This window comes from Paraburkholderia sediminicola (assembly GCF_902859805.1).
In the GTDB taxonomy this organism is placed as follows: Bacteria; Pseudomonadota; Gammaproteobacteria; order Burkholderiales; family Burkholderiaceae; genus Paraburkholderia; species Paraburkholderia sediminicola.
In genome coordinates, this window is the sequence record NZ_CADIKC010000001.1 from 1,084,481 (window position 1) to 1,097,848 (window position 13,368).

At 60.0% G+C, this 13,368-nt stretch carries 13 protein-coding genes; 8 read left to right on the forward strand and 5 right to left on the reverse strand.

Features of this window, described 5'->3' with window-relative positions:
- Positions 1 to 92: 92 nt before the first annotated feature.
- The 3 genes from R8871_RS04820 to R8871_RS04830 form a co-directional block, all read right to left on the reverse strand.
- Positions 93 to 1,208, reverse strand: a complete 1,116-nt coding sequence (locus R8871_RS04820) for a sigma-54 interaction domain-containing protein (protein WP_407673099.1) — start codon at positions 1,206 to 1,208, stop codon at positions 93 to 95.
- A complete protein-coding gene (locus tag R8871_RS04825) occupies positions 1,205 to 2,434 on the reverse strand; it encodes an acyl-CoA dehydrogenase family protein (protein WP_246287384.1) in 1,230 nt (409 codons plus the stop codon). The genes R8871_RS04820 and R8871_RS04825 overlap by 4 nt, the downstream gene beginning before the upstream one ends.
- 84 nt (positions 2,435 to 2,518) lie before the next feature.
- A complete protein-coding gene (locus tag R8871_RS04830; RefSeq protein WP_175049293.1) occupies positions 2,519 to 2,740 on the reverse strand; it encodes a hypothetical protein in 222 nt (73 codons plus the stop codon).
- Between the two features lie 206 nt (positions 2,741 to 2,946).
- Between R8871_RS04830 and msuE the strand changes: the two genes are divergently transcribed.
- The 8 genes from msuE to R8871_RS04870 all read left to right on the forward strand — a co-directional run bounded on the left by msuE (position 2,947) and on the right by R8871_RS04870 (position 10,794).
- Positions 2,947 to 3,528 (forward strand): FMN reductase, encoded by a 582-nt coding sequence (msuE, locus tag R8871_RS04835; RefSeq protein ID WP_175049294.1) that lies wholly within the window; start codon positions 2,947 to 2,949, stop codon positions 3,526 to 3,528.
- A gap of 28 nt (positions 3,529 to 3,556) precedes the next feature.
- Positions 3,557 to 4,660 carry a dimethylsulfone monooxygenase SfnG gene (gene sfnG, locus R8871_RS04840; protein WP_175049295.1) on the forward strand — a complete coding sequence of 368 codons (1,104 nt, stop codon included), beginning with the start codon at positions 3,557 to 3,559 and terminating at the stop codon, positions 4,658 to 4,660.
- 2 nt (positions 4,661 to 4,662) lie between these two features.
- Positions 4,663 to 5,808, forward strand: a complete 1,146-nt coding sequence (locus tag R8871_RS04845; RefSeq protein WP_175049296.1) for an AMP-binding protein — start codon at positions 4,663 to 4,665, stop codon at positions 5,806 to 5,808.
- Between the two features lie 18 nt (positions 5,809 to 5,826).
- Positions 5,827 to 6,606: an ABC transporter ATP-binding protein gene (locus R8871_RS04850; protein ID WP_175049297.1), complete on the forward strand. Its 780-nt coding sequence runs from the start codon at positions 5,827 to 5,829 to the stop codon at positions 6,604 to 6,606.
- Between the two features lie 13 nt (positions 6,607 to 6,619).
- A complete protein-coding gene (locus tag R8871_RS04855; RefSeq protein WP_054033662.1) occupies positions 6,620 to 7,501 on the forward strand; it encodes a branched-chain amino acid ABC transporter permease in 882 nt (293 codons plus the stop codon).
- Positions 7,502 to 7,509: 8 nt separating this feature from the next.
- Positions 7,510 to 8,577, forward strand: a complete 1,068-nt coding sequence (locus R8871_RS04860; protein WP_175049298.1) for a branched-chain amino acid ABC transporter permease — start codon at positions 7,510 to 7,512, stop codon at positions 8,575 to 8,577.
- Between the two features lie 124 nt (positions 8,578 to 8,701).
- Entirely contained in the window at positions 8,702 to 9,997 is a 1,296-nt protein-coding gene (locus R8871_RS04865; protein ID WP_246287386.1) for an ABC transporter substrate-binding protein, read from the forward strand.
- A gap of 2 nt (positions 9,998 to 9,999) precedes the next feature.
- The gene (locus R8871_RS04870) at positions 10,000 to 10,794 is read left to right on the forward strand and encodes an ABC transporter ATP-binding protein (RefSeq protein WP_175049300.1); all 795 of its coding nucleotides are present in this window, start codon (positions 10,000 to 10,002) and stop codon (positions 10,792 to 10,794) included.
- 529 nt (positions 10,795 to 11,323) lie between these two features.
- Here the strand turns inward: R8871_RS04870 and R8871_RS04875 are convergent.
- Entirely contained in the window at positions 11,324 to 12,247 is a 924-nt protein-coding gene (locus R8871_RS04875; protein WP_175049301.1) for a glycosyltransferase family protein, read from the reverse strand.
- A gap of 98 nt (positions 12,248 to 12,345) precedes the next feature.
- Positions 12,346 to 13,290 carry a glycosyltransferase gene (locus R8871_RS04880; RefSeq protein WP_175049302.1) on the reverse strand — a complete coding sequence of 315 codons (945 nt, stop codon included), beginning with the start codon at positions 13,288 to 13,290 and terminating at the stop codon, positions 12,346 to 12,348.
- Positions 13,291 to 13,368: the final 78 nt, after the last annotated feature.

A 13,368-nucleotide genomic window follows, 5' to 3' on the forward strand; every position in this document is an offset into this window, starting at 1 on the left:
ATGCGGACCGGTCTCGCGACCGATCCGCTTCGACTTCTAATAGCATGCAAAAGGCAGTACCGCATCCACTATCCGCCATCACGCACATGAGCCTACTTCTGCGCGGAAATCTGCTTCGCCCGAATCAGGCGCGCCCGCAACACATTGCGGCTAATGCCCAGCAGCCTCGCCGCCTGGATCTGATTCCGGTAGCAGAAGTCGAACGCCACGCGCATCACCGTGTCTTCAATCTGCTCGAACAGGTTACCTTCCGTGTGATCGAACAGATGACGCAATGCCTGCTCCAGCCCTTCCAACGGCGTGGACGCAGCAGGCTCACTGGCAGTTCGTCGCGCGGCGTGAATCCCAAACGAGGACATTTGCAAATCACCCTCGCCCAGCGAATCGCTGCGGCACACCAGCAACGCGTAGTGAATGACGTTTTCAAGCTCACGGATATTGCCGGGCCAACTATGTTCCAGCAGCTTTCGCTCCGCACGCGGCTCGATGTCGACGGGACCGTAGCCCAGCCGGTTCCGGTACTCTTCAATAAAGTAACGGGCCAGCGGCAATATATCGCCGGGCCGGTCGCGCAGCGTCGGTACAGCCAGATGCACGACATTCAGACGATAAAACAGGTCCTCGCGGAAATGGCCCGCCGCCACTGCGTCCTGCAGATGCACATTGGTCGCGGCCAGTACCCGCACGTCGATGGGAATGCTCCGGCGCGAGCCGAGCCGTACGATCTCACGCTCCTGCAATACGCGCAGCAGCTTGACCTGCATCGATAACGGCAGATCGCCTATCTCGTCGAGAAACAGCGTCCCGCCATTGGCCGCTTCGAACCAGCCGGGCTTGGCGCAGAACGCACCGGTGAACGCGCCTTTCTCGTGACCGAACAACTCGCTCTCCACCAGCGACTCGGAGAAGGCCCCGCAATTGACCGCCACAAACGGGCCGTCCTTGCGAGCACTCAGGTTATGCACATGACGCGCGACCAGCTCCTTACCCGTCCCTGTCTCGCCGATCACGAGCACGTTAGCGTCGCTCGGCGCCACCATGCGAATACGTTCGAGTAACGCCAGCGATTGCGGGTCTGAAAAGACCTGCGCGGTTGCGCGAATCGAGGTGGTCAGCGTGCGCTTGTCGGGCATCGTCAACAAAGGCGGCACTTCCGTTCGTGCGATGGCAGGCCGGTCTGGTAACACGTGATTGAGTGAATAGTTCATGAGTAGAAGCTCGGCGTCGGATATCGTTGCGTCAGGGCCCATTCGCCGATTTCTCGAAGCTTATAGGCAAGCGGATCGTGAAGCGTATGCGTGCGCAAATTCCGCCAGTGACGGTCCAGTCTCAGCGCGCCATGCGTCGCACGCGCGCCGGCCACGTCAAACATACGGGTACAGATGGTGAGCCCGATTTCTGTGGCGGCAACTTTCGCCGTTGCGACTGCCAACGCCACGTCGCCGCGTTCCGCGTCGGTCAGCGCATCCGCTCGGGTCCAGGCCGCATCGAAACGATCGGCCGCCCTGTCGGTCAACAGCCGCGCTGCCTCGAGGCCCGCCCAGAACTCGCCGTACTGGCCGAGAATATATGGATCCGCCGAGGTGGTTTGCACGCCGGACGTATGCCACGGACGCGCTTCATGAAGCGTGTAGTGACGGGCGTCGTTAAACGCGCTTTCGCCGATGCTGAGGTACACATTCGTCAGGATCAGTTGAGCGAGCAAGGGCCGCAGGCATGCAAAAGGCGTCGACAGCGGCCCTGGGTCGGTCAGAATCTCATGGTTCTCCACCCGCACCTTTTCCAGCGTCACCGTGCCGCTATCCGTTTGGCGCTGGCCGATGTTGTTCCAGTCCTCCGCGACAGAGATGCCCGTGCGCCCCGTGGGCACCGCCGCGATTAGCAACGCCCCCGAATCCACATCTCGCGCTGACGCGATCAGCATTTCGGAATCGAGCGCGCCGGAACAGAAGCTCTTCTGCCCGCTGAATTCCCACCAATCCGCGTGCGAGTGGCTCACGGCCCGTTCATCGAGCGGGTTTAACGCATTGCCCCAGAACCATTGACGGCGGGCCGTCTGCTCGAACCAGGCGCGCCACTGCGCCGACGAACCGAACAGCCGCACTGTCGCCAGCATCAGATGATGGAAGCCGAATACATGTCCAAGCGAACTGTCGGCCCGGCCAAGCGTGCGCACTACATCCAGCGTCTGCCGCCAGTTCGCCCCGAGACCGCCGTGCGCTTCGGGAATGCTCATCGCAAGAAGACCGCTGGCGCGCAATGCGTCCCGCTCAGCTTTCGGCGTCCCGCCCCGCGCGTCGCGTTCGGCGGCGGTCAGCGCAAATGTGGTCGCGAGCCGCTGCGCGATCCGCAGCGGCGTTTCAATAACCGATGCTGTCTCCGCGCTCGATTCCAGGGAAGCCGGCGCGTCCGGCAGTACGTAGGTCGAATTCATATGGGCAAAGACACTCACTCCGCTACGCGCGGGCGTTAGACGGCATCGATCAGGGTTGCTTCCTTAGAAGCGTATTCTGACCATCTACCGCAACTTCCGATGCAATTTGTTGTGGTATCCAAAGTCGAATTGCTGCTTACGCAGCAGCAGCGGTATGGATGCTGCCTCTGCACCAGCACCGCCCTCACTCACTGCCTCCCAGGCAGCAGGCCAGTTGGAATACTGAACGCCCTCCCGCCCATCTCCGGCGTCCGGCGCTGCTTCTCCAGCAGCAGCGCCGAGGCCATCTTGCTTCGCCAGCTTCATACGTCAGCCTGCAATGGTTCCATGCCACCGCGATATGCGCGGCAGCAAAAACCGCAAACGGTTATGCCATTTGACTTTCGCGCGATCGACGTTGGTCCGCGCCTTCGTCTTCAACCTGACTTGTTCACGCAAAACCGGATGGCACGGTATTCGCTAAATAAGCGGCACTCCCGATTAATTCGCTTTCGCGTGAAAGGATCGTTCGAATGAGTAAGAGATTGAAAGTAGTCGCCGTCTCCGGCGGATTGCAACGGCCGTCGCGCACCCTCGTGGTGGTCGAACGCCTGCTTGCCGCGCTCGGCGACGCGCTGCCGATCGACTCGCATCTCGTCGAACTGGGGCAGATAGCCTCGAGCCTCGCCGGTGCGGTTCATCGCTCGCAGGTCTCTGCCGACGTGGCCGAGCACATCGAGGCCATTGAATCGGCGGACCTGCTGATCGTTGCGAGCCCGGTTTATCGCGGTTCGTATACGGGGCTCTTCAAGCACCTGTTCGATCTCGTGCATCACGAGGCGCTGGTCGACGTGCCGGTTCTGCTCGCCGCAACGGGCGGCAGCGATCGCCACGCGCTTGTCATCGATCATCAATTGCGTCCGCTGTTCAGCTTTTTTCAGACTCGCACGCTACCGATCGGCGTGTACGCGTCCGAAGCGGATTTCAACGGCTATGCAATCTCTAACCCGGCACTGGAGGAACGCGTTGCACTCGCGGTGACACGCGCGCTGCCATGGTTGCACGCCGGACGCCTACCCGCCTCTTTCCCGCAAGCCGCAACGCTGGCTGCCTAGACCTCTTCATTCAATCATCAGGAATATCATGAGCCAGAACCACTCTCACGACGACGCCGTCAAGTTCGCTTACTGGGTGCCCAATGTCAGCGGCGGTTTGGTCGTCAGCACGATCGAGCAGCGCACGGACTGGAGTCTCGAGTACAACCAGAAGCTCGCGCTCACCGCGGAGAAGGCGGGTTTCGAATACGCGCTGAGCCAGATCCGTTTCACCGCCGGCTATGGTGCGGAATATCAGCATGAGTCGGTGTCGTTCAGTCAGGCCCTGTTGCACGCTACAACCAAACTCAAGGTGCTGGCGGCGATTCTGCCAGGTCCGTGGCACCCCGCCGTTGTCGCCAAACAGATTGCCACCATCGACCATATTTCCAATGGCCGCATTGGGATCAACGTGGTGAGCGGCTGGTTCAAGGGTGAATTCACCGCGCTCGGCGAACCGTGGCTCGAACACGACGAACGCTATCGCCGCTCGCACGAATTCATTCAGGCGCTCAAGGGCATCTGGACACAGGACAATTTCACCTTCAAGGGCGACTTCTACCGCTTCAACAATTACACGCTGAGTCCCAAGCCCGTGCAAAAGCCGCATCCGGAGATCTTCCAGGGCGGCAGTTCACGCGCCGCACGCGACAACGCTGCGAGCGTCTCCGACTGGTATTTCACCAACGGCAACACGCCGGAGAACCTGAAAGCACAGATCGACGATATTCAAACCAAGGCAGCAAAGAACAATCACAAAGTGCGCATCGGCGTGAATGCCTTCGTGATCGCCCGCGATACCGAAGAAGAAGCCAAGGCCGTGCTCGCCGACATCATCAAACATGCTCACGTCGAAGCCGTGCATGCGTTCGGCGACGCCGTCAAACAGGCCGGCAAGGCTTCGCCGGAAGGCGAAGGCAACTGGGCCAAGTCGAGCTTCGAAGACCTCGTTCAATACAACGACGGCTTCCGCACCAATCTCATCGGTACACCGCAGCAGATTGCCGAGCGCATCGTCGAACTGAAATCGGTCGGCGTGGATCTCGTGCTGACCGGCTTCCTCCATTTCATCGAAGAGGTGGAGTATTTCGGCAAGCGGGTTCTGCCGCTGGTGCGTGAGCTTGAACTCAAGCAGCAGGCCAAGGTCGCCTGATCATGACAAACGCACAGCCGTCGACGCTGCCGGACTGGCTGCACCATCAGGCGCAGCATCGGCCGCATGCCATCGCATTGCGGCACAAGCGGCTGGGCGCGTGGCACGCGTTGTCGTGGCAAGACGTCGCCACGGCAGTCGAGCAGTTGGCCGCCGGTCTCGCGCAACATGGCTTCGCGGCGGGTGACGCGCTGCTGCTCGTCAGTCATCCGCGCGAGGAGGCGCTGCTACTGTCGCTAGCCGCACAATGGAACGGTGGCGTCGCGATACCGCTCGACCCGCAACTCACCGACAACGCATTGCGCTCGGTACTCACGCATATCGCGCCGCGCTTCGTGTTTGCAGAAGACGACAGCCAGATCGATCGCCTGCTGACGCATAAAGGTTTGCGCGTGATCGATGCCAACCCACGCAATCTGGCGTCGCATCCGCATGCGGACGTGACCGACTATCGCGCGTTGTCGGTCCGTAACGAGGGCGGCTTTGCTTCCACGGCTCGTCCCCATGACGACGCATTCGCCTTTGTGCGCCTCGATGCCGATGGGCAACTCGTCGAACAACGTTTCCAGCATGCGACGTTAGTGCGTGAAGCACAGCAGCTCGTCGCCACCGAGAAACTCAACGCGGACGACGAAGCGTTTGCAGCACGCGCATTCGCGGCCGGCTCCCAGGCACGTTACCTGATTGCACCGTGGGTACTGAGCGGTTTTCGTCTGAATTTTCCCGAGTCGCTCGCGACGCGCGACAACGACCGCCGTGAACTCGCCCCCACGCTCGTAGCAGGCACGCGCGAAACCTACGCCCGGGTGGCGCAGCTCGTCGACGACCGTTTGCCCGGTGCGCGCTCATGGCGGCGCCGTCTGATCAACCGTGCGCAGCGCAAACAGGGCGGCCCACTTGCTCGTGCGCTGACCTGGTGGCTCATCACCCGTCCGTTGCGCGAAGTGATCGGTTTTTCGCGCACGCATGCCGCGCTCGTCATCGGACCGCCGCTCGATGAAAAAACCGCTGCATTGTTCGAAGCAATACGCGTCGATGTGCGCGCCTGGCCCGATACCGGCGACTGGCGGCGTGTCGAACCTAAACGTCAGGCCCTGGCGCCGCAGCGCTATGCGACAGACGGCGCGTCAGAACAGCCGGCCTATTGACGCATGACTCAACGTCCAATGACTTCATCCTCAAACGCTCTGCTCTCGCTCGACCATATCTCGCTGTCGTTCAAAGGCGTGAAAGCGGTCACCGATATCAGCTTCGCTGTGCACACGGGTGAGATCTGCGCACTGATCGGCCCGAACGGCGCGGGAAAAAGCTCGCTGCTCAACGTGATCAACGGCGTCTATCAACCGCAGCAAGGCAGCGTCAATTTCGACGGCCGCGTCTATCGGCGCATGAATCCGTATCACGCGGCGCACAGCGGCATTGCCCGCACGTTTCAGAACATCGCGCTGTTCCGGCGGATGAGCGTGCTGGACAACGTGCTCACCGGCCGCAATCTGCATCGGCGCAGCACCTGGCTTGAACAGACTTTGAGCATTGGCCGCGCGCGCCGCGATGAGACGGTGCAACGCCGCTATGCCGAAGTCGTCATTGAAGCGCTCGACTTGCAGCGCTACCGGCATACCACCGTCGGCACCTTGCCGTACGGCGTGCAAAAACGCGTTGAACTGGCCCGCGCGCTCGCCGCCGAGCCACGTCTCTTACTACTCGACGAACCGATGGCCGGCATGAATGCAGACGAAAAACGTGCAATGGCTGGTTATGTGCTCGACGCCAACACGCAATTCGGTGTGACTGTCGTGCTGATCGAGCACGACATCGGCGTGGTGATGGACCTGTCGGATCACGTGGTGGTGCTCGATTACGGCAAGAAGATCGCCGACGGCGCTCCCGCCGACGTGCGCACCAACCCGGACGTACTGGCCGCTTATCTCGGCACCCGTCACTGAGAGATTGAACAACATGGGATTTTTCCTCGAAGTACTCGTCGGCGGACTGCTGGCGGGCGTGATGTATTCGATGGTCGCAATCGGCTTCGTGCTGATCTACAAGGCGTCCGGCGTGTTCAATTTCGCGCAGGGTTCGATGGTGCTGTTCGGCGCGCTCACGTATGTAAGCCTCGTCGAGCGGCATGTGCACCCCGTGCTGGCATTTGCGATCACGCTAGCGGCCCTGGTGCTGATTGCGTTGCTGATCGGCCGGCTCGTATTGAGGCCGCTGGTGAATCGGCCGCCCATTGTGCTGTTCATGGCGACGCTCGGCTTGAGCTTCATTCTTGAAGGCGCGGCGCAATTGTTCTGGGGCGCCCAGGTGCACGGCCTCGATCTCGGCATCGACGACAAACCGCTGAACGTGGCCGGCGTCATGATCAGCCAGTTCGACGTCTTTGCGGCGGCGACCGCCGGCGTGCTGGTGATCGGTCTGTCGCTTCTGACCCAGCGCACACGTCTCGGGCTGTCGCTGCGCGCAGTCGCGGACGACCCGCTCGCCGCGCTCGCTATCGGCATACGGCTGCCGCGCGTGTGGGCGATCGTATGGGCCCTGGCGGGCTTTGTCAGCCTCGTGGCGGGGCTTCTGTGGGGCGCGCGGCTTGGTGTGCAGTTCTCGCTGTCGCTGGTGGTGCTGAAGGCGCTGCCGGTGCTGATCATCGGTGGGTTTTCGTCGATCGGCGGGGCGATTGTCGGCGGCCTGCTGATTGGCGCGTCGGAGAAGCTTGCCGAAGTCTATGTCGGCAGCCTGCTCGGCGGCGGGATCGAAAACTGGTTTCCTTATCTGCTCGCGATGCTTTTCCTGCTCGCGCGGCCTGTGGGTCTGTTCGGCGAACCCGCCGTTGAACGCGTGTGAGGCTCGCCATGTCATCTCCTCACTCCGCGCTGAATACGCCGCGTCGGTTCAAACCGTACTCGCTTCAATCGCAGGGACTGAAGCTTTGGTTCGCGGCGGTCCTCGCGCTGATTGCGTTCGTCGCCGTGCCGATCGTCGGCAACGATTACTGGCTCAATGCCATTCTGATTCCGTTCCTCGTGCTGTCGCTCGCGGGACTCGGGCTGAACCTGGTTACGGGCTACGCGGGTCAACTCTCGCTCGGTTCCGCGGCATTCATGTCGGTCGGCGCCTATGCCACCTACAACCTCATGGTGCGGGCGCCCGGGTTGCCGCTGATCGTCGATCTACTGCTCGGGGGATTGATCACTGCCGCGGTGGGCGCCGTGTTCGGCTTGCCGAGCCTGCGTATCAAAGGCTTCTACCTGATCGTCTCGACGCTGGCTGCGCAGTTCTTTGTCGAATGGATCTTTACGCGAGTCAGCTGGTTTTCCAACGACGACACCTCGGGCGTACTCAGCGCACCACGCCTCACTGCGTTCGGCTGGAAAATCGACACGCCGGCGGCACGCTATCTGCTCGTGCTCGGCGTCACCACCGTCCTGTTCATTCTTGCGGCTCGCCTCGTGCGCAGCGAACTCGGCCGACGCTGGATGGCCGTGCGCGACATGGACACGGCCGCGCGCGTGATCGGCATCCCGACCGGCCGCACCAAGTTGCTCGCATTCGCGCTGAGTTCGTTCGTGATCGGCATTGCCGGCGCGTTGTGGGCATTTGCCTATCTGGGCACCGTCGAGCCGCACGGCTTCGATCTCAATCTGTCGTTTCAGGTGCTGTTCATCATCATCATTGGCGGCATGGGGAGCATCGGCGGGAATTTTCTCGGTGCGGCCTTCATCGTGCTGCTGCCCATTCTTCTCTCGAATGCGGCAGGTGCGCTAGCCAGCATCGGCATTGAAGCCGGTCAGTTGCAGAACCTGCAGAAGATCCTCTTCGGCACGCTGATCATTGTTTTTCTCATCAAGGAACCGGACGGGCTCGCAAGACTGGTTCAGACCGCGCGGAATCGTCTGCGTGACTGGCCGCTGCGCCCATGACTTCGCTTTCACGCATCGCTGTTTAATCCATCGTTTATCCATTCAAGGTCCATCCAGCATGAATTTCATCGACTCCTTCAAAAGGCGCGGGACAGTCTCGCGCGTCGCCGCTGCCGCGAGCCTGATGCTTGCCCTTACCGCCGCATTTGCACCCACCGCGCAAGCCGCGGGCGAGGAATACTTCCCGCTGCAAAGCTACCGCGTCGGACCGTATGCGGCGGGCGGCAGTGGCTTCTTCGGGGGCTTTATCGACTATATGAACCTCATCAACAAGCGCGATGGCGGCGTCAATGGGGTCAAGCTGACGTGGAGCGAATGCGAAACCGAATACGTCGTGGAAAAAGGGGTGGAATGCTACGAACGGCTCAAGAGCGGCCTGAACGGCGCGCCGGCTGCAGCGACCAATCCGCTCTCGGTCGGGATCGCCTATGCGACGCTCGATCGCTCGACCGCCGACAAGATTCCGCTGGTTACGATCAATCACGGCCGCACGGACTCCACGGACGGCGCAGTATTTCCGTACGTGTTTCCGCTTCAACTCAACCCGTATAGCGAAGTCTCGGCGATCGTCAATTACATCGGCCAGCAGTCAGGCGGGCTGAATCAGCTGAAGGGCAAGAAGATCGTGGTGCTCTACCATGGTTCTCCTTACGGCCGCGAGACGATTCCCGTGCTCGATGCGCTCGCCAAAAAATACGGCTTTGAACTCACGCAGATCGAAGTCCCGCACCCGGGCAACGAGCAGGGCTCACAGTGGCTCACCATCCACCGGATCAATCCGGACTGGGTGATTCTGCGCGGCTGGGGCGTGATGAATCCGGTCGCGTTGAAGTCGGCGCAGAAGGTTGGCTTTCCGGCGAATCACATCATTGGGAACATCTGGAGTAATTCGGAAGAGGATGCGCGCCCGGCAGGCGACGCGGCGAAGGGATTCATTTCGATTACCACGCATCCGTCGGGAACCGACTTTCCGGTACTTCAGGCAATCAATCAATATGTGATCAAGCCCGGCAACGGCAACCTGAAGGACCCGGCGCGCTTCGGTACGGTGTATTACAACCTGGGCGTCGTCAACGGCATTCTCAACGTCGAAGCGTTGCGCGTGGCTCAGGCCAGGTTCGGCGACAAACCGCTTACGGGCGAACAGGTGCGCTGGGGTTTCGAGCATCTGAATCTCGACGACGCGCGTCTTAAGCAATTGGGCGCGTACGGTCTGGTTCAACCGCTGAAACTCTCGTGCTCCGATCATGAAGGCGGCGGCGCCGTCCGCTTCCAGCAATGGGACGGTCAGCAATGGAAGGTGATTAGCGGCTGGGTTCAGGCCGATCGTGCACTGTTGCGCCCGATCATCGAGAAGTCGGCGAACGCATATGCCAAAGAAAAGGGCATTACGCCGCGCGATTGCAGCAAGGACCTCTGAGCATGAGCGCCGCCCCGATCCTGCAGGTCGATGACATCGCCGTGACATATAGCCAGCTCATTCCGGCATTGCGCGGCGTTTCGCTGACGGTGCCGTCCGGCGCCATAGTCGCTCTGCTGGGCGGCAATGGCGCGGGCAAAACGACCACGCTGAAGGCCATCTCGAGCCTGATTCGCGCGGAACGGGGCGAGCTTACGTCGGGCCGCATCGCGTATCGTGGCGACGCGATTACCGACGTGGACCCGTGGACGCTCGCGGAACGCGGCCTCGTCCAGGTGCTGGAGGGACGGCGCTGCTTCGCGCATCTTTCTGTCGAGGAGAATCTCCGGCTCGGCGCGTTTGTGCGGCGGCCTGCCCGCGCTGATCTCGAGGCGGATCTCGAACGTATCTACGGCATCTTCCCCCGGCTAAAGGAGCGTCGTAAGGCGTTTGCAGGCTATACGTCCGGCGGTGAACAGCAGATGGTTGCGATCGGCCGCGCGTTGATGGCGCGGCCGTCCCTGGTGTTGCTTGACGAACCGTCGATGGGGCTCGCCCCGCAAGTTGTCGAAGAGATCTTCGAGACAGTGGCGACACTCAATCGCGACGACGGCGTCAGCTTCCTGCTGGCGGAGCAGAATGCAGCGATCGCGCTGCATTCTGCGCAGTCTGGATACGTGCTCGAAGGCGGCCGCGTGGTGGCGCATGGGAACGCAGAGACGCTGCTGGAACTGGATACCTTGCGCGACGCCTATCTTGGGCGTGGAAAATCCGCCACGAGCGGCACGCGCAGAGGATCACGCCACCCTGCCCTTTGACTGGCCGGCCAACGCCGCAGTCAAAGTACCGCAAAAAATAATTCCTCTGTATATTGGCGCTTTCGTGCCGTGCAGCCTGCCCAACGAAACCCGGCAGCCGCGCACGCACGAACCCTCGATCCCGACGAAAGCCTGACTGTGTGCGGCTGACAGCCCGGGCTCTGAGTTCCAACCGGTTTTGTCAGACGTTATCGGCCTGCCAAAGTGAAACGAATTGTCAGCCGGGATGGGTTGCGCGCACTTCGGTGTACGCTCGTGAAATGAGCCGTGATCCGAGCGACATCTTGTAGTTATATATTTCGGAAAAAATCGTTTTGTCCCCAAGGGAGTAGAAGATGGTCAGTTTCTTAACGCATGCCGCATGTTTATTGATCGGCGTGGCGATCGGCGTGTTCGTATGCGCACTATGCGTTGCGCGGTCAAGGACACCAAGAGACGATAGTTAAGCTAGCTAAGCTCGCCGCTTTCACGACCTCCGAACAGCGCGAGTTCCAGACGTCGATCATGCTCGTCGACCATGCTTTCTGACCTAACCAACACGCCCCAGATAACGGTCAACGCCAGACGCAGCGATGACATTCTTCCAGCGTAAGTGCACCAGTGTTGATGGATCGTTCAAGGGCACCATATCGCCCTGGAAATCGCAAATGCTGGAAAATACGTCAGGACCCGTCACTTTGCATTGAATACCGAACGCCGCGGCGGCATTCAGATTGGAGGGTGAGTCATTGCAGATGATCCTTTTACCGAGCGCGGCATACTCCAGCAGCTTGGTTGGTGTCTGCACGTTGTACGGGCGCGTATAAGGTATGGTTGAGACAGCGAATTCGCAGTTGCGCACAACCGCGAGCGCGTCGCGTTGGGACAACCGCCCTGTGAACAGGACACCTGGCGACTGGCGATAGGCGTCAGCAATCTCCTTCTCGACCGGTCCAATCAGAACGAGAGAATCCGAGCCGCGCCTCGCCAGCAAGAAGTCCGAGAGAAATCCAACAAAGCCGCGTTCACGCGTTATTTCGCCGAGGTAGCAATAGGTGCCCGACGGTAGCGCCTCGTTCTGAGCCGTGTCAGTCGCGAAGATCCAGTCAGGCACGCCCATCGGCAGGAAAATGGTATCGACATCGTCCTGAAAGCCCATCAGGTCGCACATGGGTTCGTTCTGAAAAATCCTCAGATCCGGCCGCGGGTGGAATGCCTTCTTGATTCGATCCTTCAGGACACTGTTACTTCCAATCGAAAGCGAACGGTAGTCATGAATCACATACCGGGCTGTCAGCTTTCTCGGATAGAAACCCATAATGCACCACAGCACATAAGCTTCAGGGTGCTTGATGTCCCGGTACTCGTCCAGCGTTCCGGATAACACTTCGCATCGACTCTCCCGGAAATATTCGGTGTAGGCGTCTATTTCTGGGTAGTTCGCCTTCCCGGGGTGAAGAATGAATATTTTCATTTCATTGCCGCCTTTCTGTTAGGCCTGCACCTATGTCCCGTCTCTCCGACGGGCAGCGCTGATACGACTTGTCTCGACATCGCATGACAATTCATCCTTCAGGAAGCGCCCAAATTGAGTCCTCTCGGTAAAAAAGACGCTACGTTCGATTGCTCGATCACTTTGTCCCACATCAGATTTCTGAAATCCGAGCCACGATTCGACTTTGCACCGCGCATGGCGTCGTCGTCGATCTCATCGAAAATACTGGCCTTGGTGATAACGCTGTTGATGCCCATCTCCTCGCAACATTGAATATTCGAAGGGGAATCGTTGCACAGGATTTTCTTGCCCAATGCGGCGTACTCGAGGAGCTTGGTTGGCGTCTGATAGCAGTGCGGGCGGTGATAGGGGAAATAACATACGGCAACGTCGGACTCGGCCACCAGCTTCAGTGCTTCGATCTGAGGCAACGGGCCGGTAAAGACCAAGCCCTTCCGGTTTGAATACTTTTCATAAATGCGTGCGTCTGGCTTTCCGACCAGAAGAAGCGAGACGTCACGGTCGGCGAATTTCCGGAGGAAGGCGTCCAGCACGTGATCGAATCCTCGCTCGAAGCTCATTTCTCCGATATAGCAAAAATCGGCCTTTTTCCCCGCCCGCCCGCCTTCCCCGTGGACGTCGAATATCCAGTTCGGAACACCCATTGGCAGGATGACATGCGGCACATCGGTGGCGAACCCCATGATTTCCTGCTGCCGCCGGTTCTGAAATATCCGCAGATCCGGCCGATAGTTAAAGTACCTTTTTGCGAAGTCCTTCATGGCCGGCCATCCGCCAACGGAGAGTGACCTGTAATCATGAATCACGAAATTTGATGCGAAACGGTTGGGGTAAAACCCCATAATTGCCCAGAGCAGGAAATCGCCCTTGTTGTCCAGCAACCGATATTCGCTCATCGTTCCCGCGATCACATCCACACCGCGGGCCTGAAAGTAGTTCTTATACGCAGTGACTTCCGGATAGTTGGCGTTACCGGGATACATGATGAAGATTTTATGCATGTCGCCTCTTTCGATCTAAAGAGATGCTGGGCAATGAGACCGTTATCCGGGTACTCCTTTACTCCGTTGGCCACGCCC

Excerpts from the sequence above, each read along its gene's own strand:
- R8871_RS04820 (WP_407673099.1), bottom strand. The coding sequence starts at position 1,208 with ATGAACTATTCACTCAATCACGTGTTACCAGACCGGCCTGCCATCGCA.
- R8871_RS04825 (WP_246287384.1), bottom strand. The coding sequence starts at position 2,434 with ATGAATTCGACCTACGTACTGCCGGACGCGCCGGCTTCCCTGGAATCG.
- R8871_RS04830 (WP_175049293.1), bottom strand. The coding sequence starts at position 2,740 with ATGAAGCTGGCGAAGCAAGATGGCCTCGGCGCTGCTGCTGGAGAAGCA.
- msuE (WP_175049294.1), top strand. The coding sequence starts at position 2,947 with ATGAGTAAGAGATTGAAAGTAGTCGCCGTCTCCGGCGGATTGCAACGG.
- sfnG (WP_175049295.1), top strand. The coding sequence starts at position 3,557 with ATGAGCCAGAACCACTCTCACGACGACGCCGTCAAGTTCGCTTACTGG.
- R8871_RS04845 (WP_175049296.1), top strand. The coding sequence starts at position 4,663 with ATGACAAACGCACAGCCGTCGACGCTGCCGGACTGGCTGCACCATCAG.
- R8871_RS04850 (WP_175049297.1), top strand. The coding sequence starts at position 5,827 with ATGACTTCATCCTCAAACGCTCTGCTCTCGCTCGACCATATCTCGCTG.
- R8871_RS04855 (WP_054033662.1), top strand. The coding sequence starts at position 6,620 with ATGGGATTTTTCCTCGAAGTACTCGTCGGCGGACTGCTGGCGGGCGTG.
- R8871_RS04860 (WP_175049298.1), top strand. The coding sequence starts at position 7,510 with ATGTCATCTCCTCACTCCGCGCTGAATACGCCGCGTCGGTTCAAACCG.
- R8871_RS04865 (WP_246287386.1), top strand. The coding sequence starts at position 8,702 with ATGCTTGCCCTTACCGCCGCATTTGCACCCACCGCGCAAGCCGCGGGC.
- R8871_RS04870 (WP_175049300.1), top strand. The coding sequence starts at position 10,000 with ATGAGCGCCGCCCCGATCCTGCAGGTCGATGACATCGCCGTGACATAT.
- R8871_RS04875 (WP_175049301.1), bottom strand. The coding sequence starts at position 12,247 with ATGAAAATATTCATTCTTCACCCCGGGAAGGCGAACTACCCAGAAATA.
- R8871_RS04880 (WP_175049302.1), bottom strand. The coding sequence starts at position 13,290 with ATGCATAAAATCTTCATCATGTATCCCGGTAACGCCAACTATCCGGAA.